This window comes from Nostoc sp. CHAB 5836 (genome assembly GCF_020829445.1).
GTDB lineage: Bacteria > Cyanobacteriota > Cyanobacteriia > Cyanobacteriales > Nostocaceae > Nostoc.
This window is the reverse complement of record NZ_JAIVFV010000089.1, coordinates 1-26,679: the sequence shown is the minus strand read 5'-3', so window position 1 is coordinate 26,679 and position 26,679 is coordinate 1. Positions and strand designations below refer to the sequence as shown.

General features: G+C 42.3%; 21 protein-coding genes. 11 read left to right on the top strand and 10 right to left on the bottom strand.

What is annotated here, in order from left to right; all coding sequences use genetic code 11:
• Positions 1–257: 257 nt before the first annotated feature.
• From LC605_RS18305 to LC605_RS18290, 4 genes are all read right to left on the bottom strand, one after another.
• On the bottom strand, positions 258–662 hold the full coding sequence (locus LC605_RS18305; protein WP_229548942.1) for a hypothetical protein: 405 nt from the start codon (positions 660–662) through the stop codon (positions 258–260).
• A 775-nt stretch (positions 663–1,437) separates the two neighbouring features.
• Positions 1,438–1,695: a hypothetical protein gene (locus LC605_RS18300; protein WP_094349143.1), complete on the bottom strand. Its 258-nt coding sequence runs from the start codon at positions 1,693–1,695 to the stop codon at positions 1,438–1,440.
• Entirely contained in the window at positions 1,673–1,894 is a 222-nt protein-coding gene (locus tag LC605_RS18295) for a hypothetical protein (protein WP_229548941.1), read from the bottom strand. Before LC605_RS18295 ends, LC605_RS18300 begins: the two co-directional genes overlap by 23 nt.
• Positions 1,895–2,004: 110 nt before the next feature.
• A complete protein-coding gene (locus tag LC605_RS18290; RefSeq protein ID WP_229548940.1) occupies positions 2,005–2,271 on the bottom strand; it encodes a hypothetical protein in 267 nt (88 codons plus the stop codon).
• Between the two features lie 244 nt (positions 2,272–2,515).
• Between LC605_RS18290 and LC605_RS18285 the strand changes: the two genes are divergently transcribed.
• From LC605_RS18285 to LC605_RS18265, 5 genes are all read left to right on the top strand, one after another.
• Positions 2,516–4,324 (top strand): ABC transporter ATP-binding protein, encoded by a 1,809-nt coding sequence (locus LC605_RS18285; RefSeq protein ID WP_229548943.1) that lies wholly within the window; start codon positions 2,516–2,518, stop codon positions 4,322–4,324.
• A 150-nt stretch (positions 4,325–4,474) separates the two neighbouring features.
• Positions 4,475–5,092, top strand: coding sequence for a Uma2 family endonuclease (locus LC605_RS18280; RefSeq protein WP_229548939.1), 618 nt, complete (start codon positions 4,475–4,477; stop codon positions 5,090–5,092).
• A gap of 116 nt (positions 5,093–5,208) precedes the next feature.
• The gene (locus LC605_RS18275; RefSeq protein WP_229548938.1) at positions 5,209–6,270 is read left to right on the top strand and encodes a ParA family protein; all 1,062 of its coding nucleotides are present in this window, start codon (positions 5,209–5,211) and stop codon (positions 6,268–6,270) included.
• A complete protein-coding gene (locus tag LC605_RS18270; protein WP_229548937.1) occupies positions 6,254–7,003 on the top strand; it encodes a HEPN domain-containing protein in 750 nt (249 codons plus the stop codon). Before LC605_RS18275 ends, LC605_RS18270 begins: the two co-directional genes overlap by 17 nt.
• Positions 7,004–7,148: 145 nt before the next feature.
• The gene (locus LC605_RS18265; RefSeq protein WP_229548936.1) at positions 7,149–9,848 is read left to right on the top strand and encodes a U32 family peptidase; all 2,700 of its coding nucleotides are present in this window, start codon (positions 7,149–7,151) and stop codon (positions 9,846–9,848) included.
• Here the strand turns inward: LC605_RS18265 and LC605_RS18260 are convergent.
• Positions 9,843–10,466: a Uma2 family endonuclease gene (locus LC605_RS18260; protein WP_229548935.1), complete on the bottom strand. Its 624-nt coding sequence runs from the start codon at positions 10,464–10,466 to the stop codon at positions 9,843–9,845. The two genes, LC605_RS18265 and LC605_RS18260, sit on opposite strands and share 6 nt — an antisense overlap.
• A 696-nt stretch (positions 10,467–11,162) precedes the next feature.
• On the opposite strand from LC605_RS18260, the gene LC605_RS18255 reads away from it, so the two are divergent.
• From LC605_RS18255 to LC605_RS18240, 4 genes are all read left to right on the top strand, one after another.
• Complete coding sequence (locus tag LC605_RS18255) at positions 11,163–14,978, top strand: CHAT domain-containing protein (RefSeq protein WP_229548934.1); 3,816 nt, start codon at positions 11,163–11,165, stop codon at positions 14,976–14,978.
• A gap of 167 nt (positions 14,979–15,145) precedes the next feature.
• Positions 15,146–16,117, top strand: a complete 972-nt coding sequence (locus tag LC605_RS18250) for a serine protease (RefSeq protein ID WP_229548933.1) — start codon at positions 15,146–15,148, stop codon at positions 16,115–16,117.
• Between the two features lie 67 nt (positions 16,118–16,184).
• Positions 16,185–16,967 (top strand): trans-aconitate 2-methyltransferase, encoded by a 783-nt coding sequence (locus LC605_RS18245; protein ID WP_229548932.1) that lies wholly within the window; start codon positions 16,185–16,187, stop codon positions 16,965–16,967.
• Positions 16,968–17,187: 220 nt separating this feature from the next.
• The gene (locus LC605_RS18240; RefSeq protein ID WP_229548931.1) at positions 17,188–17,757 is read left to right on the top strand and encodes a hypothetical protein; all 570 of its coding nucleotides are present in this window, start codon (positions 17,188–17,190) and stop codon (positions 17,755–17,757) included.
• A 141-nt stretch (positions 17,758–17,898) separates the two neighbouring features.
• On the opposite strand, the gene LC605_RS18235 is transcribed toward LC605_RS18240, so the two are convergent.
• Positions 17,899–19,077 carry an extracellular solute-binding protein gene (locus LC605_RS18235; RefSeq protein WP_229548930.1) on the bottom strand — a complete coding sequence of 393 codons (1,179 nt, stop codon included), beginning with the start codon at positions 19,075–19,077 and terminating at the stop codon, positions 17,899–17,901.
• Between the two features lie 357 nt (positions 19,078–19,434).
• On the opposite strand from LC605_RS18235, the gene LC605_RS18230 reads away from it, so the two are divergent.
• Both LC605_RS18230 and LC605_RS18225 read left to right on the top strand, forming a co-directional pair.
• The gene (locus LC605_RS18230; RefSeq protein ID WP_229548929.1) at positions 19,435–19,806 is read left to right on the top strand and encodes a hypothetical protein; all 372 of its coding nucleotides are present in this window, start codon (positions 19,435–19,437) and stop codon (positions 19,804–19,806) included.
• Between the two features lie 320 nt (positions 19,807–20,126).
• A complete protein-coding gene (locus LC605_RS18225) occupies positions 20,127–22,088 on the top strand; it encodes a hypothetical protein (RefSeq protein ID WP_229548928.1) in 1,962 nt (653 codons plus the stop codon).
• 138 nt (positions 22,089–22,226) lie between these two features.
• Here the strand turns inward: LC605_RS18225 and LC605_RS18220 are convergent, their stop codons facing one another.
• The 4 genes from LC605_RS18220 to LC605_RS18205 form a co-directional block, all read right to left on the bottom strand.
• Positions 22,227–22,814, bottom strand: a complete 588-nt coding sequence (locus LC605_RS18220; protein WP_229548927.1) for a PEP-CTERM sorting domain-containing protein — start codon at positions 22,812–22,814, stop codon at positions 22,227–22,229.
• Between the two features lie 553 nt (positions 22,815–23,367).
• Positions 23,368–24,567, bottom strand: a complete 1,200-nt coding sequence (cobT, locus tag LC605_RS18215) for a nicotinate mononucleotide-dependent phosphoribosyltransferase CobT (protein WP_229548926.1) — start codon at positions 24,565–24,567, stop codon at positions 23,368–23,370.
• A gap of 268 nt (positions 24,568–24,835) precedes the next feature.
• Positions 24,836–25,576 (bottom strand): DUF2232 domain-containing protein, encoded by a 741-nt coding sequence (locus LC605_RS18210; RefSeq protein WP_229548925.1) that lies wholly within the window; start codon positions 25,574–25,576, stop codon positions 24,836–24,838.
• A 91-nt stretch (positions 25,577–25,667) separates the two neighbouring features.
• Positions 25,668–26,369: a Crp/Fnr family transcriptional regulator gene (locus tag LC605_RS18205; protein WP_229548924.1), complete on the bottom strand. Its 702-nt coding sequence runs from the start codon at positions 26,367–26,369 to the stop codon at positions 25,668–25,670.
• Positions 26,370–26,679 lie beyond the last annotated feature (310 nt).

Here is a 26,679-nt window from a genome sequence, read left to right as displayed (position 1 = left end):
AGTAGTGGTATTTTTGATCGAGTCGAAGTTGCGGTGGCGCTACGTGCAACCGCAACTTCCGAGTGCGCGATCGCCTGAATCGACCGTTACCAAGCACCTGGAATTTCATAACCCGCAACTTGGATTATTAGATTGATCTAACGTGGCTTCCCTAGTAGGGAAGCCACGTTGGTTTTAGTCTTTTTAGAAAGGAGAGGAATTAGAGAGGGATAAGTGCGTTAAAGGTTGGAAAGTATTTCAGCTTATGAATCTACAAATTATTTGCCATTGGTTAATAGATGGATTGCTGCACCTACAGCCGCACCATCAACAGCATTGCCAAGGGTATCTTTACTATCACCAGTAATTACGCCAGTTACTGCGCTAGCGCCTGCACCGACCCCGACATCTTGACCAATGTTCCGTTGACGACGACTGCGGGTGTTTCTCAGGCCATTTGCACCATTGACGGCTGCACCAGTGACACCACCCTTAACAGCATTACCTAAGAAATCGCCATTACCCCTAATAGCTCCGGTTACCACATTGGCCGCAGCCCCGATACCGATATCTCTTAGTACTTGGTCATCAGCAGCAGCTGGTTTAGCGGGAACTAAGGTGACACCAGCTAAACTTGCAGCCATGAGGCTAGGTAGAAGTGTACGCTTTAGGATTGTATTCATTGTGTTACCTTTTCAAAACATCAAACAATCGGCTAAAAACCAAAGTTACTTCAGTCCAATAAAATCAGATTTTTTTATTTGATCTGGACTAATGCAACTATAGCGGTTCTCAATTGCATGGAATACAGACCTAACCCCCAGCCCCTTCCCTACAAGGGAAAGGGAGTAAGACTCAAAGCCTCTCTCCTTAAAGGAAGCGAGGTTAGAGTGTATTGCATCCAAACGAAAAGTGGTATATTCATTGTTCTAGTACACACTATATATGATTGCATTTGCAAAGCCATAACTGCATCTGCTGAAGGTATGAGTATAGATTCAGTCCAATACTGCGTAGGTTTTGGCAAAGAAATAAAAAATGTGTAGGTTGGGGAGCCACTGCGCCCTTGCGGTTAAGAGACTTGAACGCGAGTGCGTCTCCCCGAATCCCACTCGTGAGAGGCTAGCGCCAAGGGAGAAGCACATGGCGTTTGAGGAACGAAACCCAACCTAAGAGCTGGGTTTGTTGGGTTTCGCATTGCGCTCAACCCAACCTACAAATATTAAAAACCTACTGGTTAGTACTGCCAGAGAAAAGTGATGCTGGGTTTCCTGTTGTCAACCCAGCCTACGGCGATAGGCGATCGCCCTACTTTGACCTGTGCAATTGCACCCTCTGGAGCTATATGTATAACGACGTATAACGGCACAAGTGAGCGGCGTCGAGTAGACTAGAACGTAGTGCGAAGTCTCTGTACCGTCTGCTCCACTGCGTTGTTAGCTGGCTTGTCGCAACGGGCTAGTTCAAAAAACTCTCATATTCATCATGATCACCGATCCAAATCCAATAATAATCGTCGCCCTTTTTCAAAGCTAATGCTCGATACCCACCACTAATACGGGCAGACCAAAGGTTTTTACCAACTTTTTTGAAATGCAACGAGGGATGAAGTGAATTTTCCTGCCAAAGTTGATAAGCTTTCCGCGCTTGCTCTTGCATCTCAGGTGACAACTCGGCATACGCTTTCCAAAAATCAGCCGTCGCAAAGGACTTCAACCAGATCCCTCACGTTGTTTGCTGCAATGTCCTCCTCTGCTTGAGCAATGAGACGATCTAATTTTCCTGATGCTAAGTCCACTTCGATTTTCCGATCCCACATCTCATCGAGATATTCTTGAAGCCATTTTGCCAGATTGCGAACTTCATCCTCTGATAATTGCTTGATTGCTGATTCAACTTCTAGGCGAGTGTTCATCGGGTACTCCACATACTAAAAGCAGACATATATGCCCACTAATTATAGCTTAGAGGTCAGCAGAGCTAAAAATATTTGAAAGCCTTTGTGTAAAAGTCACTACTCAATATTTATTCAAAATCATCAGGCTCTTCAAAGCTCGACGGCTGAAGACGAACAATATTGCCATCCTCTATTCCTTCGATTTTGTTGAGGATCTTTTTTGAGGATTCTTCAGAGAATGTGACTATATATTTATAGATCAAACCATCATCGCTCTCGTTTGTGTCAATATTCCACTCCAATTCAAGCAGTTCGTCGTATGATATGCCAAGCTCAGACGCTAATTTCTGATTTGCCAACTTTTCTTGCATCTCTTCAAGCTCCCGATTACTCATTGTCCTGATCTCCGTATTAATTTTCAAGCTAACTATTTATTCTACGAAAAGTTTCCGTAGAATTTTTTTCTAAATCCTAATGTATCAAGCATTACCGAATCCGCACAGTGTAGGAATTACTCAGACACAGGAAGCCAACATTCTAATAAAAATGTAAAATTTATAAAGATTAAAAGATTTAGAAAGATCCGCGCAAGCTGGGGTATCTCGCCCAAAAAAAAATGAAAATTAAAAAAAAAGAAATATCCTTCGCCAATCACTGACGGTTTTCCGCTACAGTGGACGGGCTGTAAACTTGGTATGGACTACTAGCCGATCGCTTACTATTCTTCTGGCGAGTTTAACAATAGTTGCTGGCCTTTTACCGGCGGCGATATCCTACATCAGTAAATTAATTGTTGATGCAGTGGTATTTGCATCTCAAGCTAATTCACAAAATAATGGTTTTGTCAATATTTATCCCTCCCTGTTGTATGTAGGATTAGAAGCGATCGCTGTAATTTTACTAGCAGGTAGTCAGCGAGGAATCATCATTTGTCAGTCGTTATTGCGGGCGCTAATGGGTCAGCGAGTGAATGTACTCATCTTAGAAAAGGCGCTGACACTGGATCTTAGGCAGTTTGAAGATTCAGAATTCTATGACAAATTAACCAATGCCCGACGAGAAGCATCAGTTCGTCCCCTTTCTTTAGTAAATCGCACCTTTGGGTTGGTACAAAATGCCCTTTCCCTAATCACCTACGGGATTTTGCTAGTAAATTTTTCAGTTTGGGCGGTGGTGGTACTGATTTTGGCAGCGATGCCTGTATTTATTGCCGAAACGAAATTTGCTGGGGAAGGCTTTCGCTTGTTTAGTTGGCGTGCAGCAGAAACCCGCCAACAGCACTACTTAGAAAATCTACTAGCAAGGGAAGATTTTGTCACAGAAGTCAAACTCTACCAACTGGGAGAGATGTTGCTAGGACGTTACCGCAACCTGTTTAATCAACTCTATGGTGAAGACCGCGATTTGACTCTGCGGCGAGGATTGTGGGGCTATCTCCTGGGTTTAGTCAGTACTGGGGCTTTTTACCTAGCTTATGCTTGGATTGTGTTGGAAACAGTGCGAGGTAAGATTTCCTTGGGAGATATGACCATGTATCTCACCGTTTTTCGCCAAGGACAATCTACTTTTTCTAATGCCCTCACTTCTATTGGCGGGATGTATGAGGATAACCTATATCTATCCAATCTCTACGATTTCCTCGAAGAGAAAGTACCAAAATCTTGGGGTAAGGCAATCATTGGTTTAAATCCTCAAGATGGTATCCGTTTTGAGAATGTATCATTTACTTATCCGGGAAGTTCCAAGCCAGCATTGAGAAACATTTCGCTGCACTTGAAACCGAGAGAGAAACTAGCAATTGTCGGTGAAAACGGTTCCGGTAAGACGACTTTAATCAAACTACTTACCCGACTCTATACCCCAGACTCAGGGCGAATTTTTTTAGATGGCTTGGATTTACAGGAATGGGATGTGGATGTATTGCGGCGTCGGATTGGGGTGATTTTTCAGAACTTTGTCCGCTACCAATTTACTGTGGGTGAGAATATTGGCGTCGGTGATGTCGAACATCTCGATAACAAAACCCATTGGCAAACTGCTGCCCAAAAAGGCATGGCCCAATCATTTATTGACCAATTACCCCAAAGCTTTCAGACTCAGCTTGGTCGTTGGTTTAAAGGAGGACAGGAACTTTCGGGGGGACAGTGGCAGAAAATTGCTCTGTCTCGTGCTTTTATGCGATCGCAAGCAGATATCTTGGTGTTAGATGAACCAACATCAGCAATCGATGCCCAAGCTGAGTTTGAGATTTTCAATCATTTTCGCGCTGTTACTCAAAATCAGATGGTACTTTTGATTTCCCATCGCTTCTCAACAGTACGAATGGCTGACAAAATCGTAGTTATAGAAAACGGCGAAGTTATAGAACAGGGAACTCACGAAGAGTTGTTACAGCTAGGAGGACGTTATGCCAAGTTGTTTATGTTGCAAGCAGCTGGTTATCAGTAGGAAAGGAAGCTAGTGGTCTGTCAATCGCACACCTTGGACAAAGCACATAACACCTCTATCTAACCACGTTAAACTGTTTGGTAAACATGGGTGAAATCTCTTTAGTGCCTAGATACTTCTTATCGTTAAACATTGTTACCCGATAAAACTATGCAAATAACACAACAGCGATACTATACCCCAGAGGAATATTTAGAGCTAGAAGAAGCTGCTGAGTATAAAAGCGAATACATTGACGGGCAAATAATTACTATGGCAGGTGGAACAATAAATCACAATCGGATAGCTGGTAATTTCTATGCTGTATTAAACTTCGCGTTCAGACAACAACAATACGAAGTGTTTAATAGCGATATGCGTTTGTGGATACACCAAAAGCGTATCTACACGTATCCAGATTTGACAGTAATAGCCGGTGAACCAGAATTTTTCAACAACCGTACAGATATTATTACAAATCCCCAAGTTATTATTGAGGTTTTGTCTAAATCTACTAAAAACTACGATCGCGAAGATAAATTTCAGGCTTACCGAACTATTTCGACGTTTCAAGAATATCTATTAATTGACCAAACTCGGATTCATGTAGAGCAATTTTCCAAAACTGGGAAGAAGCAATGGACGCTTCGTGAATATGACGAAGAAGATGAAGCGATCGCACTTGCAACCGTACCATTTGAGATTTCTCTACAGGATTTATACAACAAGGTAAACTTTGAGCCTGTTGAGTCTGTTGAGGAAACTGCTGATGTTGAGAGATTGGGGTAAGGGTGCGTTAAAAAACTTGCTGTTCTGTAAGCTTTTTAGAAGCTATATTTAAGTCATACAGGTTCTAGAATGATGCCTGTATTCACAAATTTTAGAAGGTTAAAAAGTAAAATAAGATGGTTCATAAAATTGCCTTATTTAATCACAAAGGTGGTGTCAGTAAAACCACAACGACTTTTAACTTAGGTTGGATGCTTGCTTCAAAAGGTAAGAGAGTTATTCTTGTAGATACTGATCCTCAATGTAATCTAACAGGAATAGCTCTAAAAGAAGAAACTGAAGATGATGAAGCAAGGATAGAAAACATCTACAATACACATTCAAATATCAAAACTGGCTTGGCTCCAGCTTTTGAGTCACAGCCACGGGCTATTGAAGCTGTAGATTGTATTCCGATAGAAGGACAAGAAGGTTTATTTTTATTACCTGGTCATGTTGGCTTTGCTGAATACGAAGTAACATTAGGCATCGCGCAGGAACTCAGTCGATCAATTCAGACACTCAAAAACTTGCCAGGTGCTATTTCTGATCTCTTGGAAAAAACTGCTAATAAATTTAATGCTGACTATATCCTGATTGATATGAGTCCAAGTTTAGGAGCAATCAATCAGAACTTACTAATGACAAGTGACTTTTTCTTAGTGCCTACAAATGCGGATTTTATCTCTGTGATGGCAATTGATTCTCTGTCTAGAATTTTATCAAAGTGGTCTAGTTGGGCAAGGATGGCAAGCGCAAACCCTATATTAAAGGAAGCTACTTATCCATTTCCAGAATTTACATTGAAATTTTTAGGAACTATAGTTCAAAACTATAGAATTATTAGGGGTAAAGAAACAGCAGCATTTCAAACATGGATAGAAAAAATAGAGAATACAGTTACTCATAAATTAGTACCAGTTCTAGAGCAAAATAATCTGTTATTACCGAAGCAAGTCTATACCGAGCAGGATATGAATGATAGTTTTACCCTGACAAAAATTCCTAATGTTAGCAGCTTACTTGCTTTATCACAGGGACACAGTACACCAGTTTATGCTCTAACATCTGAACAATTGAACCAGAAAGGCATAGTATTAAAAGCTAATCAAAGAAAGCAAAATGAATTTAGAGAAACTTTTTCTGATTTAGCAGATAAAATTATTGCATTATCATCCAGCTATGCAGTCAGCGCTTGACCAATTTCGTATTAGTATCCAGCGTGTTCGGGATCTGATTGCTCTTCATAATTCAGTTAAGGCTCAAGCTACTGCTGCTCTGGATCTTTCAGACATTTTACGAGCTGCTCTAGTTCTAAGTGTTAGTGCCTTGGATTATTATATCCATGAGGTTGTCACATTGGGTATGCTGGAAATTCATCGAGGACAACGTGCTGAACCAGCATTTTCAGCTAATACCCCTCAATCAGCCTTTTCCCGGTTTCAAGTTTCCTTGGGAAGCGCTCGTGAGGATAGAAGAATAGCCATAGATATCGCTTCTTGGATAGAGAGTGACATCCAGCAGGTTTATGGAGCTAACTTTTTACAGCAGTCTCATACTATTTCTGGTTTAATTCCAGCTATATCAAATAGTATTTTGAACAGATTAAATAATACTTCATGGCTAGAAGATGAGATTCGAGAACGTCTAAGTTATCAAAGCTTTCAGCAGCCTGATAAAATAGCTGATGCAATTAGGCAAATTTCGGATAAAAAATTGTGGGATGAGGTTGCTAGTAAAATGAGTAAACCTCCTAAAGATATTAAGCAACAACTTACTTTAATTGTGGATCGCAGAAACAAAATTGCTCATGAAGCAGATATAGAGCCTACCCTCAATATAGGTAATCGCTGGTATATCGACGAATCAATGGTTGGTGATACAGTTGATTTTATTGAGCAAGTTGTAGAGAGTATTCATCAAATTTTGTAGCTTTGGGTAGATTAATAGTAGATATTCTTAACTAACTAATTGAGTAAGATAGGGAGACAATCGTTGTGAAAGATAAAGACTGCGATCGCCCCCTCCCCCGCAAACTTCGATAAAATCACTATGGTGCTACTTAACCTTTAGACTGATGAAAAGCGATCGCCTCTCTTCCCTACCCTCTCCTCAACGTCCTGAACTACTTGCGCCAGCAGGTAATTGGGAATGTGCTAAAGCTGCTGTGGAAAATGGGGCAGACGCGATTTACTTCGGTTTGGATCGGTTTAACGCCAGAATGCGGGCAGAAAATTTTACTGAGGCGGACTTACCCCAATTGATGACATTTTTGCATCGTCGGGGCGTAAAGGGTTATGTGACTGTCAACACACTAATATTTCCCAAAGAACTGGCAGAAGCACAGCAATATCTCCGCACAATTATTGCAGCAGGTGTGGATGCGGTGATTGTTCAGGATGTGGGTATATGCCGTCTGATCCGTCACCTCTCGCCCGATTTTCCCATCCATGCTTCCACCCAAATGACCATCACCAGTGCGGCTGGGGTGGAATTTGCCAAGTCCCTCGGCTGTCAATTGGTGGTGCTGGCGCGTGAATGTTCTCTCAAGGAAATTAATAAAATACAGCAGCAAACTGCCCTACAGGAAACTTCGTTGCCCTTGGAAGTCTTCGTTCACGGTGCTTTGTGCGTGGCGTATTCCGGTCAGTGTTTGACTAGTGAGGCTTTGGGCGGACGTTCTGCCAATCGAGGCGAATGCGCCCAAGCTTGCCGGATGCCTTACGATTTAATCGCTGATGGGGAAGTTGTGAATTTAAAAGAACGCAAATATTTACTCAGTCCTCAAGACCTAGCAGGATTGGATGTTTTGCCAGATTTGGTGAAATCAGGTGTAACTTGTCTCAAAATTGAAGGTCGTTTGAAAGCTCCAGAGTATGTTGCTAATGTCACCCGTGTTTATCGGCAAGCTTTGGATAGGCTGATGACGGAATTGGAAAGACCTAACCCCCTAACCCCCTTCCCTACAAGGGAAGGGGGAATAAAGACTCCCCTCTCCGCTTCGGAGAGGGGCTGGGGGAGAGGTCAATCAGAAGAACACTACAACCTAGAGATGGCATTTTCTCGCGGACTCTACACGGGCTGGTTTGACGGGATTAATAATCAGGAACTAGTTCACGCCCGCTTTGGTAAAAAACGTGGGGTTTATTTAGGTGAAGTTATCCGCATCCACAATGAACAGGTAACAGTCAAATTGGAAGCGTCTGTCAAGCCAGGGGATGGAATAGTATTTGACTGCGGTCATCCAGAGGCGAAGGAAGAAGGCGGGCGGGTTTATGCTGTGGTGTCTAAAGGTAAAGAAACTTTACTAACCTTTGGGCGAAATGACTTGAACCTGCGCCGGCTGCATATAGGCGATCGCATTTGGAAAACCAGCGATCCAGAATTAGATAAGCAACTACGTCAAAGTTTTGCTGGTGAGAACCCCCAATTTCAACGTCCGATTGACTTGGAGGTTTATGGAGAAGTTGGTCAGCCATTGATTGCGATCGCTCGTGATAAATTAGGTAATATTGTACAAATTGAGTCTGCCATTTCACTGGTAGAAGCACACACTAAACCCCTAGACACAGACCGTTTACAAGAACAATTCGGTCGTTTAGGTAACACCCCTTTCTGTTTAGGAACCCTAACCAACCATCTCAGCACTGCCGTAATGCTACCCGTAAGTGAGTTAAACCGGATGCGGCGGGAAATCGTAGCACAGTTGGAAGAATTGCGAAGTCAACCCAAACGCTGGCAATTATATTCTCATGTCTCTTTCCAAGACCTACTCCCCTCCTCATCCCCCTCATCCCCCTCATCCCCCTCATCCCCCTCATCCCCGTCATCCCCCTCATCCCCCTCACTCATCGTCTTAGTCCGAAACCTCAAGCAACTCCAAGCCGCCCTCAAAGCTGGTATTGAAACACTATACTGTGAATTTGAAGACCCCCGCACCTACCGAGAAGCCGTGCAAATGGTGCGCCAACAAGACAACAGAGACAATAAAAAAATTCTCCCCCATCCCCCCCATCCCCCTCATCCCCCTCATCCCCCCCATCCCCCCACTCCCCACTCCCCACTCCCCACAATTTGGGTTGCACCACCCCGAATTACTAAACCGGGAGAAAACTGGATTTTGCAACAAGTACGTGCCTCTGAAGCAGATGGCTATCTGGTGCGGAACTACGACCAACTGCAATTTTTTGCCCAAGAACGTTGTGTCGGAGATTTCTCGCTCAATGTTGCTAATCCTTTAACAGCAGACTATTTTCAGCAACGCTTTGGTTTAGAAAGGCTAACGGCATCCTATGACTTGAATATTACCCAACTCCAAGACCTGCTCACCAGTTGCCCACCCCAGTGGTTTGAGGTGACAATCCATCAGCATATACCGATGTTTCACATGGAGCATTGTGTATTTTGTGCCTTTCTATCAACGGGTACAGACTACACAAACTGTGGACGACCTTGTGAAAAGCAGGAAGTGAAATTGCGCGATCGCGTTGGTAGCGAACACGTCCTCAAAGCCGATGTAGGTTGTCGCAATACTGTATTTAACGGCACTCCTCAAACCGGAGCCGAATACGTACAGCGCCTTATAGAACTGGGATTACGTCAGTTTCGCATCGAGTTTGTCAATGAAACCCCAGAGCAAGTGAGTAAAACAATACATTGTTATAGTCAATTATTGCAAGGTGAAATTACAGGTTCTCAACTATGGCGCGAGTTGAAACTGCAAAATCAATTGGGCGTAACTCGTGGCCCTATGGGAGTGTCAGCACTGCGGTCATAATTGATTTTCTGAACGCCCAGCTTGAAAAATCTGTTCAGCAGTCAAGTTTAATTCTGGGAAGGTAGGGGATATGATGCGGTCATTTCCCCGAAACAAGTTAACTTGATACTCACCATCCACCAAATAGTAAACGGAAACAGTCGGTTGTTTAGGATTACCTATGTACCTTCTACCGCCTAAAGCTAAATAATCAGTAATCCAGTATTCAGGAACGCCAAAAGTTTCGTAGTCAACCAGTTTGTGTGCATAATCATCCTTCCAATTAGTGCTGACGACTTCAATAACTAGGGGAACCGACGCAGCTTGAGTAACCGTTGAGGACTTTTTCCACATCGGTTCTGCTGAAAGATTCTTTTGATTTATGACTATCACATCAGGTGAATAACCTGATTCTTTGTCGGGAATCTTAACTAGGGCTTGCTTGGGTATGAGGTATGGGAGTTTTAATCTTTTGAACTCTAAAGTTATTTCACCCGCTAAAAAACCATTAATCTCTTCATGATCTCCTACTGGCTGCATTTCAACAATTACCCCATCGTGTAGTTCATAGCGATCGCCATCTGGCTTCCAATTGAGGAATTCTTCAAAAGCGATGGTTTTTGGTAAGGCTTGAAACATCACACTTACTCCTAATGATAATTGCAGAGTTTAGCAAATTACTTGGTATCACATCACTTGACCCTCAGATCCCCGACTTCTTCAAGAAGTCGGAGATCTAAATCCAGATAAAATCTCGCTAGAAAACGCCAAAATAAGGAATTCCGAAGATTTGGCAAAATTTTCCGTAGGAGTACAGTGAGCTTTATTATGGAACGCTAGGCGATCGCCAACGCACTCACACAACGAGGCAATGAGAATATGGTAGAGTCCAGATGCGCGTTGGCGCAAGAAATAGGTACTGGAAAGCCGTTTAGTACCTATTTTTTGGGAAATTCGGTTTGGAGTTGAATCACTTGAGATTTAGATCCCCGACTTCTTCAAGAAGTTGGGCAGCTAAGTCCGCATAAAATCTCGATAGAGAACGCCAAAACGAGGAATCCGGAAGATTTGGCAAAATTTTGTTTCTATTTTGGAAACAAGTTCAATTCCGGTCAATGAACGTTATAAACTCAACGTTGGAATCAGAAAGAGATTTATTAAACCAGTGAACAGTTATCAGGCGTATGGTGAGGGATTTAAACCTCTCACCAAAGCGTTCGACTTTGTTTATGGGAGACTTAAACCTCAAGAACAAAATTGATAATTGATATCTGTAAAATAATTCACCCATAAATATCTAAACCCAAGTAACTAATAAGTTATCAAGGCTTCAGCATGAACAAAAACGCTAAGTTTAAGCACAATTTTTGCTGCTCATTTTCTCGTGTTTCTCGTTACAGTTTAATTGGATTGCTAAGTGTGGTTTTGTTATCTGATGCAGTGGGTGCAAAGGTTGGTAGTTTACAGAACTATTCACCAAAGCGATCGCCAGAAATTCTATTAGATAAATATCGAGATAATTTCCCAGATTTAGAAGCTGGGGATAAGCAAGTATTATTGAGAAGCTATCAGAATCAGCAGGAAATCTATCTTGCACAGCAGCCAGCACCTACCCCGTCAATTCCGTTGAATGCAGAGAAACAAAAATTATATGAGCAGGGAGTAAAGCTATTTCAAGAAGCAGAGGAGTTAAAGAAAAAAGGGAATAGAGAAGGATACGTTCAGGCTATAAATAAATATCAACAAGCGTTGAAAATTGTCCAGGATATAGGATTGGGTACAGAAGAAGCTGAAATAAACCTAGCAATTGGTGTAATTTATTCTATTTCCTCAGAAAATTTAGAAGCACTCAAGTATTTCAACCAACTTCTAAATATTTCCCGTGAGTTCAAACTTCCTGTACTTGAAGGATCTGCATTAACACTTATTGCTCAAGCTTACACTAGGACTGGTAAAGCGCGAGAAGCCCTGACTCTTTTGAACCAAGCGGAGTCAATTTTTCGGGCAGAAAAAAAATTTGATACTGTAGCTTTAGTGTTGATATCTATAGCTAGCACACACACTGGATTAGGTGAGATACCCCAGACTCTTGAACCGCTAAATCAAGCGTTGCAAATTTACCGTGATACATTAAAGGACTTGCCACAACAAGCCACTGTTTTAAATCAGATTGGCTTCAGCTATTCGCAAATGGGCGATCCTAAAACCGCTTTAAAATACTATGAGCAAGCTCTAGAGATTCAGCAGAAAAGGCAAGATTTATTGCCAGCACAAGCAGAAACTTTGAGAAATATTGGCTCTCTATATAATCAATTAGGTAAACATGAAGAGGCTCTTAATTATTTAAATAAAGCCAGAAAAATTCAACATACAGAAGACTTATTAATTGCCGAAGGTTTAACTATTCAAGAAGTTGCTGGTATTTACAGATCACAAGGAGATTATCAAGGAGCAATAGAACATCATAAACAAGCAAAAATTCTCTTTCATAAAGGAGGTAATACAGCCTTAGAATCTCTGAGCCTTCAATATATTATTAGCATATATAAGAATTATATTGGTGATAATACGAAAGCCTTAGAATTTGTCGATGAAGCACTCAAACTTGATAAGAATGTTACTGGAGACATAGAAAGATATGCCGCAACTCTTAACCAAAAAGGTGATATCCATACATCACAGGGAGATTATCAGCAGGCTTTAGAAATTTATAATGAAGCATTAGATATTGCACGTTCAACAAACAATAAAAATCTAGAAGCTCGTACTTTTAGTAAGATGGCATCTCTTTACGAGCTATTAGGTGACTACGACTTAAGTATTAAAAATTATAAACAAGCACTACAGATATATAAACAAATACCAGATAAGCCATCTGAGCTTATGCTTCTTCCTTTAATTAGTAACTTGTATATGACAAAGGAAGACTATCCCGAAGCTCTCAAATATCACAATCAAGTCTTGTCATTGTCACGGGAACAAAATAATTATCGATTTGAAATCATAGGACTTATGGGTTTAGCAAGAATTTACGAGTTACAGAAGGATTTTCCCAATGCCTTAAAAAATGCTGAAACTTTATTATCCTTATCTAGGAAGTTTGAAGATAAGTATTCAGAAGCTGGCGCTCTCAGCTTGATTGGTATTATTAATCGCACAAAAGGTGATTATAAACAAGCATTAACTAATCACCAAAAGACTTTATCGCAGTACCGCCAATTAGGAGTTCGTAGATTAGAAGCTCAAACTCTCAACAATATCAGTCTCACTTACGGCTTATCAAAACAGTATCAGCAGGCGATAGATACACTCAATGAAGAACTAGAATTACGACAAGAGTTAAAAGATAGCACAGGCGAAGCAGACGCACTTTACCAAATAGCCATTAACCAACGCAATCTCGGAAAACTCGAAGCCGCACTTTCTAACATCCAAACTACAATCAACATTGTGGAAAACATACGCGGTAATGTCCAAAGCGATGAACTGCGTACCTCATACTTCGCCACAGTGCAGAATTACTACAAATTCTACATCGACTTGTTGATGCAACTGCACAAAAAAGACCCCACCCAAGTATGTGAATTCAACATCCAAGACCTCAAAATCAAAGATAGATGCGATGCTGTTGCACTGCACATTAGCGATCGCGCCCGCGCTAGAAGTTTGGTAGAACTGTTAAAAGCAGGTAATGTCAATCTCCGTAAAGATGTTGACCCACAACTATTAGCAGAAGAACGTCGTTTGCAGAATAAACTAAAATTGCAGGAAACGCGTTTATCAGACTTATTAAGTCAAAAAGGCTCATCTACTGAACTCATCAACAAAACCAACCAAGAAATCACCAATATTATCCAAGAATCACAAAAACTCACCGCTAAAATCCGCGCCACAAAGCCAGAACGTGCAGAATTAACAGACCCAGAAGACATCCTGCAATTACCAGGAATTCAACAGCAATTAGATAAAGATACTATCCTGTTGCAATATTCCTTGGGTAAAGAACGCAGTTATCTGTGGGTAGTTACTCCTAACTCTCTACAAAGCTACGAACTTCCCGGACAAGAAGAAATAGCGAAAGCTGCAAATAATTTTAACATTTTTGTCAAGCAGCCACTAATTGAGAACCCAACCCCAGTAGATATCGCCGATGCTATTACAAATACAGAGAAAACCGCAAACGCACTCAGTCAACTTATCCTTAATGATGTAGCAGGGAAGTTAGGAAACAAACGTTTAGTCATCGTTGCAGATGGAATTCTACATCAAGTATCATTCGCAGCCTTAAATGAACCCAGAAAATCACCAACCAGCAACAAATATCAACCCTTGGTTGTGAACCATGAAATTGTCAATCTTCCTTCAATATCTAGCCTCGCAACTCATAGAAAGAAACTCAAAATACGCGACATAGCACCCAAAACCCTAGCTGTCCTCGCAAATCCTGTATTTAGTGCTGATGATACACGGTTGAAGAATGATAAACCCTCATCTGTGGAAAACAACCTCGACCGTTCAGCTGTAGAAACTTTAAGAAACACCAATCAGGTTTTAGAACCACTACCAAATACGCAAGCTGAGGGAGAAGCAATTCTCAATCTGGTGAATTCTCCTAATAACAAGCTTTCCGCTTTTGGGTTAGATGCTAACTACAACTTTGCAACCAGCAAAGAGTTACGTCAATATCGCTATCTGCTATTTGCAACTCACGGGATTTTCAACACAGTAAACCCAGCCTTATCAGGTATCGTGCTGTCTCTGGTAGATAAACAAGGTAAACCGCAAACCAGAAGCTTTCTGCGACTCAACGATATTTTCAACCTCGACTTACCAGCAGAGTTGATAGTGCTGAGTGCTTGTGAAAGTGGACTAGGCGATGATGTCCAAGGTGAAGGGCTGGTGGGCTTGACAAGAGGCTTTATGTATGCTGGTGCAGCTAGAGTCACCGTGTCTCTGTGGAAGGTGAACGATAAATCTACCAAGGAGTTAATGATTGCATTGTACAAACAAATATTGGAACAAAAGAAATCTCCCGCCGCCGCCCTTAATTTCGCCCAACGCCAAATGTGGCAAGGGAAAGATTTTCAAAATCCAGCTTGGAAACATCCTCGTTATTGGGCGGCTTTCACCCTACAAGGTGAGTGGCGGTGAAAACCTCTCCTAAAAGGAGCTACCCGGTGTACACACAAGTCGAATTACCCCCCTTAATCCCCCCTTTCCAAGGGGGGAAACAAGAAATCTAGTTCCCTCCCCAATGCATACGGGGAGGGTTAGGGTGGGGTAAAACAATTTTCACTTTTAACTCAGGAGTAAAATCAATGCGTAAACTGTCTCTTTACAAACAACTGCTTGCTTTCTTTATCGCCGGAATTGTAATTTTTACCGCTTTAGGTGGTTGGATATCAGTCCAAGCAGAAACAAAATCACCGATATCGCCAAATACAGAACAACTGAATTTGGTAGGGGATGGTAAACCCTTTAAACCGACCGATCTCGAACAGTCGGAAAAACCTTATGATTATGATAGCGATCGCGGTAACCCCAGAGGTATAGATAACCGTATTCCTATGCGGAGTAGATATTATCCTTGGTCAACTATCGGACGAGTCGAAGGCATAACAGCCGATGGTGAAGGCTATTATTGCACAGGAACACTGGTTGCTAGTGATATAGTTTTGACAAATGCCCACTGCGTAATTGACTCTGAGACTCATCAACTCAGTAAAGAACTTCGGTTTATACCCAATGTCATTAATGGCAAATCCCAGAGTCCAGGAGATATGGGCAAAGTACAGAATATTGCGAAAAACGTACTTTATGGCACAGACTTCAAAGATGGCGGCTTCGATAACGTCAAGAATCAGAGTAATGATTGGGCGTTGATGATAATTAATCAACCCTTGGGTCGTAAATATGGTCATTTAGGATGGAAATCTATACCTGCTTCTACTTTGATTAAACAGAAGCGAGGAAAACTATTCTTTGTTGGTTACTCTAGTGACTATCCAGACCCCAGCAAAGAAGGCTATGAATCCTTGACTGCCGGTAAAGGATGGACTGCGAGTTACGAAGATGGTTGTAGCATTGTTGGTGAGGAGTCAAACCATTTTTATCATGATTGTGCCACCGCACGCGGTTCTTCGGGAGGCCCCATTATCGATTGGATTGATGGTCTGCCGTATATTGTCGCCTTGAATAATGGTGAGGCTAAAAACTTGATCACAGGCCAAGATATTATCAACTTTGCAGTAAAAATGGATTTCTTGGATCAATTAGTTAGTAGAAAGTAAACCAGCGATCGCTGTAATTTAATGTAGAGATGTTGCTATACAACATCTCTACACACCATAAAATCTTATGAATAATATTTCAACAAGCAATAATTGGGATACTTCCCTTTACGAAGATAAACACGCCTTTGTGTGGCAATATGGCGAAGACTTACTAAAATTACTCAACCCTCAGCCAGGAGAATCCATTTTGGATCTCGGCTGTGGTACTGGACAACTCACAGAAAAAATTGCCCAAGCTGGGGCTGAAGTAATGGGAGTTGATTATGCATCTGAGATGATTGAGAAGGCAAGACAAAACTATCCCCATATCCGCTTTGATGTTGCTGATGCTAGTAACTTTCAAGTAGACAAGCCATTAGATGCTGTATTTTCCAACGCTGTACTACATTGGGTGAAAGAAGCAGATAGCGCGATCGCCTGCATACATAAATCCCTAAAACCCGGAGGGCGTTTTGTGGCAGAATTTGGTGGTAAGGGAAATGTTTTGGCGATCGCCACAGCTTTAGAAAGCGCCTTAGAAGCAATTAATATCTCCGCACAATTCCTAAATCCTTGGTATTTCCCTAGTATTGGTGAATACGCCAGCCTACTAGAACAGCAAGGCTTTGATGTTATCTATAGCACCCTGTTTGCTCGTCCAACTCCTTTAGCAGAGACAGAAGCAGGCATGGCAAACTGGATTAAGATGTTCGCCAGTGCTTTTTTGGCAGAACTGTCTGATGAGCAACAAATACAAGTAATTCGCCTCGTGGAGGAATATCTCAAGCCAACACTATATCAACATGGAACTTGGACAGCAGATTATCGAAGAATTCGCATCGTTGCCACAAAGCCCTCTCAGACCTAACAAGAACAGCCCCAACCCTTCAAGCAATCTTCAAAGCCCCTCTCCGAGGCGGAGAGGGGTTTGGGGAGAGGTCTGCCGACTTGTGTATACACGGTAGCCCCGTTCACGGGGAGGGGAAGTTTTGGCTTTCAGTATACCTATACTTCCCTTCTTTCCGTTAAGAGTTCCCTACCTACGCAAATACGTTCAGTAATCAAACGGGATTCCTATAGTATCAGTTATGCATATACCTAAATTGTACGATACCAACTCTTGGAGACGCTACGCGAACGGCAGGCGCAGCGATCGCCAGATATCACTTTCATTACTACTAACCATTAGCCTCGCCACTTTACTAGTCGCGCCTTCACTAGCGCAAACGCCCCCAATACCTTCGCCTTCTAGTGCGCCTTTAGAACTAGACTTATTGACCAAGCCAAAAAAATACGTAATCACAGCTAACACCATTCATCCAGAACGATTAACCGTTCCCAGTTTATGGTGGGCACAACAAAACTCTGAGAAAAAGCTATTGGATAATTGGATAGCATATCCAGCTTCTGATCAAGAACCTGCGCGAGTAGACTTGATCGTGAATCAGCAAATTTGGAGCTTACTAGAATATGTAGAGCGCTATGACTTCGTAAATCGCTTAGGTAGCGCTGCACGGAACTTTGGTTACAACGTCCGGGTATTTAACTATCAAAAAGAACCCTTGGCAACCTACACTTGCAATTTTAATACAAGTCCAGCTTTATGCAGTATTCAAACAACCTCTAAGAACAAAATAGGGTTACAGCGTTTACTTTAAGAAATAGTTAGGAGTTAGGAGTTAGGAGTTAGGAGTTAGGAGTTAGGAGTTAGGAGTTAGGAGTTAGGAGTTGGGAGTTGGGAGTTGGGAGTTGGGAGTTGGGGAAATTCCAATGCCCCATCTCCAATTCCCAATTCCTAATTAAACCTTAATTTTGGCGAATAAAGACTCGTATTGTTTGATTGCTGATGGGGGTAAAGGGAGCAAAAATTCACTTTTATCGAAAACTTCGCGTAGGCGTAGCCCGTCGTAGACATCGCTCTCTAAGAAACTCCATAATGGTTCTTGGATATCGGAAGCGCTAATATTTGTAGAAATTGGCGAATTACTTTTGGTCAGCACCGAAATTTGTTTAGCCGTGGTTGGTTGCCAACAAAAATCAATCCATTGATCTGATAAAGTATTCTTAATAATACCTGCGGGACGTACCCACAAATCTGCCCAGATTGCTGTTCCTGACTGGGGCATAACTACAGTAAGTTGCGGATAACGTCCCAGAAGTGGCAGTATATCGCTTGACCAACCAACGGCTAGCCAAGTGTCTTCCATAATTAGAGGTTCCAAGTAGTTATTGGAACTGTACAACTTTACCTGTTGATTTAATGTCTGTAACTCCTTTTCCAAGTCTGGTACTTGGTCAAGATTCTCTGTATTATAAGATTTACCGAGCTTCTTTAAGACCAAACCAATAACTTCTCGTGGTTGATTGAGTAGGGAAATGCGTTGCTGTACTCCATCCCGCCACAAGTCGCTCCAGTCTTTGGGTGCCCATCCCAATTTTTCTAACTTCTCACGGTTATAAACAATCACCGTGCTACCCCACCTGTAAGGCGCACCCCACACCTTTCCTTGAGTATCCAAATAACCTTGGTCGTTGCGAGTTACCAATTGTTTCCACCTTTCATTTAAAGTAGACCACTGCTTCAATTCATTTCCCTGTACTTCTTGGAGTGGTTGAATCAATTTCTGTTCAATAGCTGCTTTTAACCAGTAATCTCCCAATGTCACTAGGTCTGTGTCAGCCAGTTTTTGACCTTGCCTAAAAGGTATAAAGCGCCACCATCCCTGCTCATCGGTGGCTTTTGGTTTCTGCTGCCAATTTTGTAATTGCTGAAATAAATCTTGTATCTGCTCGACTGGAGCAAACTTTAACTGCACCTGTTGCTGCAAACCCTTGTGGAATTGATTAACTACCTGATCAGGTATAGAACCTTTCAATAACCGTACTTTTAATTGCCTCTGGTTATTCCCACCACAGCCAAAAAGCAATTGTGAAAGTGCCAGTGTACTTGTACCCAGCAAAAACGACCGTCGATCCATTGATTTTGGATTTGAGATTTTTGATTAATACCTAATATTAAGCAGAGATTCATTAGAGACTGACTAGCTGAAAAAGTTGAATTGGAAAATTATCGGTATTTTTTGGTAAAAATAGCCATATATTGGAATATTTAAGTTAAATTAGGCATTTTATCGGCAAATTAGTCCTGAAAAATTCATTTCAATCCAGAAATTTGCTTATTAGTACTTATCTTAAAACATTACTTCTATTTAGAAGAAATGAATTAAATGTCAGATTTGCATCAAAAATTATCAATACTTAAATAATCCCTAAGTATAGTTAACATTGAGAGTAAATTGAATAACATAAAGAAAATGTGCGGATGAGGGTATTAAATGGATCCATTACAGAAGCAAATCCTGACTTTAAGTGAAAAACTGGATGCTCTCTGCCAAGTGATTGAGCAGCTTGACGGTAAAGTCGCTCAAGCTTTCTCAGAGTGTTCCTTAGCGAATACACAAGCAAAGGATAATTATCAGGAAAATGGCGCGGCTGGGGGCTACCAGTTTAAAGGACGTGTCAGTTTAAATCCAGAAATGGAACACAAGGATGTATTGACAGATGGCATTTATTTAGATATGCATCGTCAAAGTGGAGATAACATAACACCAGAAATTCAAATACAACGACTGACAGCCCAATTAACAGCAGCATACAATCGCATTGCTGCTTTAGAAGAACAACTACTCAGAGAGAGAATTCATTAAATTTAACCTAATGGCTGGAGCTAGGGAAGGCAAGCCTTTAGGTTCAATGTCGAGTGATAGCTTTGTAAACATATATTAAGTATAAGCAACTATCCAGCTATCAAATTGATAAAAAATTTAAACACACTATTACATATCTTTACGTAATAGTGTGATATATCTACCTGTAGGTTTTTAATAAATACCTTCACTATGAAACAAAAAAAAACAACCTTAAAATTGGTGACTTTAGGGTATTGTATGTTTCAACAACCAAGATTTTCTTCTTAATCTGCATTTTTATCATTAGTGTTTTTGGCATTTTGTTATCAAATTGGTTGATGACAAGCCAGACAGCTTTCGCAAAAATCGACCTTTTGCAACCTGCTCCTACTCAACCGTTAGGCTATTACGACTATTTTGGCAAACTGCTGAGTCCTCAAGAAGCATCACAAGTAGTCGTAAATAAGGGACTCAATCCTAATGACCCCATTTCCTATCAGCGGGTAGGGGCAGTTAAAATTACTAAGGAATTAATCGCCCAAGGCGAAGATATATTCTTGAACCGTAAGATTGGAGATACATTTGGTTTGCAAGGGGTATTTGGTTTTGCACAGGGCTTCACTAAGATATCGAATGAATTAGGTGTAGCAATTACTAGTTTGCAAGGTCAGCCAACGACAAACCTAAAAATTGCTCTCCAAAACGATTTAACTATAGGTAGTCGAACTTTTCCCAAAGGGACTGTCATTAGTACAGGTTTAAAAATTCCCAAAGGACAGAGTGTTGCACTAGGAAACACACCTAGCGGCGGCCTTACCTGTGCGCTTTGTCATGCAACCCTTTCTAATGATAGTAAAGTCATTTCAGGAGTACCCAATGGGGAACTAGCGATTCCTTTGTTTATTGCCTTATCACCAAATACAGCCGCAGGGTTTGCACGGTTAAACTTTAACCCTCTAGACCCACAATACAAAGGCAATGGCAAGACCATTATTGACAGTAAAGGTAATAAAGTAGAATTACCTGATCCTGAAAAGTTTGAAAAAGCCTTTGATGATGCAGTGTTAGATGTACCTTTTGGTAATTTCGAGAGTTCTCCGGATGGTATTAGAAATAGTACTCAAATCCCTAGTGTTTTCACCTTTAAGGATCATCCTTATTTAGCTGATGGACAGTTTGCTGTGGGCCCATTTGGTGGATTAAGCGCTGTCAATAACGCTGTTCATTCTTCAGAAATTAATCTGTTCGCAGCCGCTCAAATCAGTGGAAAAACCCTTGGTATTGATCCAGAAGTTTATATTGGTACATTACTGCAAAATGCTACCGTTCCTAGTCTCCGTTTACCAGAAGGAGTGATAGTAAAACCCTCTGAATGGCTACGGGGGGTAATTGCACCGAATCCTACACAAGCAGAATTAGAAGACCAAATTCCTGCTCCTGGCACAGGAAATTACCCAAACCTACGTCCCAGTTTGTTTACTTACAACGGTTTGGTTTTTAGCCCAGATACTGGAAAGCCTGGTGATATTGCTAGCGGCCCTTTCCTATTTGCTAACAACGCTATGTCTGCTTTCCAAAATAGCTTAGTACCACCTGCCAACCAGACTTCGGAAAACTGGCAAGCCTTGAACAGCAATTCTGTTAAGCGTGGCGCAAAAGTATTTGAGAAAGCCAATTGTGCAACTTGCCATATTCCACCCTTCTTCAGTGACAACGAAATTCATCCACTTGATGAAATACGTACTAACCCCGCTCGTGCCCAGTCTCGCTTGGGGCTGAATAATTTGTTAGTACCACCCAAGTTATATACTTTCAACACTGCCGTTCCCATACCTGCTAAGGCTGAAGTGCTGGATGTACCAACGCAGGGTATCTCCGATAGTCCCACAACTCTACCCAAAGGTATATTGCCAAAAGGCGGTTACAAAACTACTACGTTACGTGGTCTTTATCTAAGCGCACCATATTTGCACGATGGTGGTGCAGCAGTACGGGCAGGAAGCCTGAAAGTTGACTCAAATGGGATCACGGTTGTTAACAAGACTGGCTTAGGGCTTTCTGGCACTCTAAGCCTTGGTATACCTGCTGATCCAGCTAGCAGCTTGCGTGCCTTGGTTGATCGTGATCTTCGTGCCTTAGTTGTGAAAGCCAATAAAGCTAACCCTAGTTTGGTGCGTAGTAACCTTGATGGCACAGGTCATTACTTCTACGTAGATAGACAGGCTGGCTTTAATTCCAACCAGCAAACAGACCTGATTAATTTCTTGCTGGCACTTGATGACAATCCTGGAACTTTTTAATAGAGCTACGGCTGATATTCTATGTTAATACCAAGTCGTGTAGTGATACATCATGAACACGACTTGGTATTACTTTAAGTAAAAGTAGGATAGCACTCATCTTTGAACGTAATCTAGATCGGAGATGCACCATGAACTTTACAGATAAATGCCTTTTTGGGGCTTCTTCTGGGAAGCTACTGCTTGCTTTCGCTTCGTCCACCAGCCAAAACCAAGAGCAACCAATGAGCCACCTAGTGTGTAGGGTTCGGAAACAGGACGTGGTATGATACTAAAGCTGCCATAATCTACATCGCTTGAAAGCTCTGAATAACCTTCATTGAAACTACTGTAGAATACGTTAATGTTCCCATTTCCGTCTTCCCCGCTTCCGGAAGCTAGGTAAGCAAAACCGTTCCGGGTTAACAGGGGCGTACTCGCATTTAAGAGATTATCATTGATTCCGTATGTACCTGGTGAGAGCAACCCGATGATTGTCTCAGTAATTCCCTGGGCTTTCCTTGTCCCAGTTATTCCTGTGATTGTGTAATTGTTTTTTATAGGATCTAAATCGGTAGTGGTAAGAGTGCCCATAGCGAAAATCGGTGTACCATTTGCCTCATAACTAGGGAAAGAGTACTGAAAATCAAATAGCTGTACCGCTTGTGCCGCAGAAGATGCACCGACACCAGTGATACCTATAACAGCACTAGCAGTAGCAATACCAAGCTTTTTGGCTAATTTCATCTCATAATTCTCCTGAAAAACAAAGTTGCAGATAGCACAATACAGTTCAGTTAAGCATTTCTTTGTTCTCTTTCTTCTCTTTCTTTGCGTTGTTCTCTAAGAGGTTGTTTGAAAAGTGATTTACTGTATCTTTGCACTTATTGATCCCCCCTAACCCCCCTTTTTAAGGGGGGAACCGGAATCAAAGTCCCCCAATTTATCGGGGGATTTAGGGCTGACAATTCAGGTTATGTGGAAAAGTCCACCAAAAACCTAACCCCCTTCCCGCATCGGGAAGGGGGAAAATCAAAGTCTCTCTCCTTTTAGGAGAGAGATTTAGAGAGAGGTTTTCCAGATGAGTGAACTGTATTGGCCTATAATTTTACATGAGTTTGACAAGTCTTATTTGACCTCTCCCCCAGCCCCTCTCCGAAGCGGAGAGGGGAGCAAAAAGCTTAATTTTTCCTTGCTCCTCCCTTTCCGTTTCCCAGAGGGAGGCTGGGAGGAGAGGTTCATCGAACTCACGTTAATTTTGGTGGGGCGCGGAGTCTTTCCAAATTTAATTCGCTACGAATTAATGAAATGCTGTACTTAGCCGTTCAAGTTGGGCTTCAATGGCTGCCAAAAGCTGGTGTTGCTGCCAATTTTGGCTAAGATGGGCGGCTATGCAAGCGGCTCCAGCGCCCATACCTTCTTTGACAAAGCCCTGCTCATAAGCTCTGAGTTGGGGATAACGAGAATCAGCAAAGCTTAGATGAGTTGCTAATAACGGAGGGGTTCTTCCACTCTGAGTTAAGCTGTTTTTTCCTAAGTTGAGGGCTAAATCAACTGTAGCACCAGTAGGGTCTTCTGCCACCCACCGGGTTGTGCCTACAACGACTTCTTCTGGTTGCCATGATAAAGCGTAAGTTTGAGCGATCGCACTCATCAGCGCATAAACCGCCAGCATTTGCGTCCCACCAGCAAGCATTACACCACAACTACGGCTAGCAGCGATCGCCATCCCAGCTACCACCACTTGCATCGGATCACCCACAGCAGCGACGAGTTGTAGAGGATCTACGGAACTTTTGATTTGAGATTTGGGATTTTGGATTCGAGATTGGAAGTTTATCTTTTCCTGCTCCAAGCTCTTGATCATCTTCTCCAGACCAGTTTGGACTAGTGCAAATTTTTGCGTGTGGTTACAAACAGGGTGGCTACTGTTAACTTTTCCGGCAGCATCTATACCCAAACCAGTTAAAATTGCCAGGGCAGTTGTGGTGCCTCCAACGACGCACTCACCGACAATTAGATAGCCCTGTTGGATATTGGCAGCAAGGCGTTCTCCCCAAAGTAGCCCTTGTTTAAACAAGTGCTGTACCGTTGTGATTTTCATCGCAGCACCACCACTTAAACACTGAGCAGGAGCGCCACCCAAATCAATTACTGGCAAAGCCGGAGGCTGAGGTAAACCAGCATTAAATAAATGAACTGGTATCTTTAATGACTCAATAACAGCACGAGAAATCAGCACAGGGGAAGCCCCAGCCGCTAATGGTGGTAGGGGATATTGGGCTTTATGTTCAGGGCCGTAATACAAAAACTCGGCATCGGCACAAGCAGTATATTTCCGATCCTCTGGAGTGCGACCGGCTGCTGAAATCCCTGGAATTAAACCAGTTTCAGTAAATCCTAAAACACAGGCAAATATGGGTAGACAGCTACGATACCGTCGCAGCCATTCTTCACCCTGTTTTTTTTGCGTATAAATGCAAATTTGGGAATTGGGCATGGGGCAATACGGTTCACTTAAGGCTGAAACTCTTTTTTTTACGAACCACAGAGGCGCAGAGGGCACAGAGAGAAGAGAGAAAGAGAGGGAAGAAATGCTTAACTGAACTGTATTGGGGCATGGGGCATTGGGTATTAAGTAGGTCGGCGCAATTAAAAATAACTGCTGATGGCTGTCACTTGTACTGAGCGACTCGCCCTGATTTGTACTGCCCTTCGGCTACGCTCAGGAACCGCGTAGTCAATGACAAATGACAAATGACAAATAACTATCCTTCGTAATCCATGAGGACTTGTACCCAGCGTGGTGGGCGGGGAATGGGGTTGCCCAGGCGGTCAAAAAGCAACCATGATGCTAGGTGTACCACAAAAAGGTAAATAAAGTTATTGAGTACAATTACAGCGATCGCTCCCACTTGAATCAAAAACATACTGGGACTCGCCAACAAACTCAGGTTCAAAAATACCCACTCAATGAATTCACTCACCTGGGTAATCACATAAATCCACAAGTCTTCACCCGACAATACAGACAGCAACCACAGCCGAAAAAAGACTCCCAAAGTACCCAACAGCGTACCCAAGGTGATAGAAACAATCCAGGGAACACGACGACGATACCACGTCGCCCCCAAAAGCACGCCCATGAACCCGTAAGGCATGACAAACAGCAAACTGCGGGCTGGCCCCATCAGTACCGTCAGCAGCAACCCGGAGGTGAGTGCTGCCATCCATGCCGCACGTTTGCCCCAACGTAGATAAACTAGAGCGATCGGTATCGGAAAAAATATCCGCAAAACTGGCCCCAAGGGAAAGTAGAAATTAATAAACCAAATTAAACTAGCGGTACTGGCTAAAAACGCCGTTTCTACCATCCTCAAGGGCGCATCAGCCTTGAGTTGAGGAGGCATTAACTGCTGTTCTTTGTCTAACCAATGATTGTGGGGAGTTGGAGACTCAGGGGATGGATCTTCCTCTGGCTCATCTGGCAAAGAATTTAAAATACTCATATCTGACAAGTTTTTAACGATAGAACTAGGGAGTTCTCTTGGCTATTCCCGATGAATTGGGAAGCCTCGTCCCTCTATAGGTTGAGGTACTTTAGACGATCATTCTTTCTAAGGCTGACAAATCGGGAATACAAATAGTCTCTTGATCCCGTTTAATCAAGCCTTTTTTTTCTAGCCTTGTCAAGACTCGCGTCACAGTTTCCCGCGCTAGTCCGCTCAAACTACTCAATTCGCGATGAGGTAAATTGGGAATTTCGGTTCCTGTTTGCCCTTTTTTTCCCTGTCCTTCTGCCAAAAATAGCAATGTATCTGCTACCCGTGACTGGCTATCAGATTCCCGCAACCGCAATCGGCGATTTACTTGTCGCAAACGTCGTGCCATTAGTTGTGCCAATCGAACTCCCGCCAAGGGTTCTATTTGAAGTAACTTGACAAAATCCTGAGCAGGCATACTGCCAATTACCGTCGGTACCAAGGTAATTACATCTGTGGATCGAGGTACTTCATCTAGCGCCGCCATTTCACCAAACAATTCCCCTTTGCCAAGAATATTCAGCGTTACCTCTTTTCCTTCTAGATTGTAGGTGCGAATTTTTACCCATCCATCCATAATAAAATATACAGAACCGCCCCAGTCATTTTCGAGCAGAATCACCTGATTGGCTGGGTGAGTGCGGGTAACAAGATGGATCAGGGCTGATTCCACAGCAGTTTCTGGCAACCCTTGAAAAAAGGGAGCCGACGTGATCATCGAGAGATTAGCCTGTGCTTGCAAGCTATATCGGTCTTCCATTACGACATCTTTATTCAAGCTGCTATGTATACACAACAAACAAGACCGCCATTTTCAGCCTAAGCTATCATTGCACAGCTCCCTTTCAAAGAGAAAACTAAACTATCAAGACTTACCCAAAATCATCAAAAAACGAACCGCAAAGGACGCAAAGGACACAAAGGAATAAGAGTTTTAGAGAGTTATAGCGGTTCTCGCTTGGATGCAATACAGTTTGACCTCACTTCCATTCCTCTCTCCTAAAAGGAGAGAGGCTTTGAATATTACTCCCCTTCCCTTGCAGGGAAGGGGCTGGGGGTTAGGTCTGTAT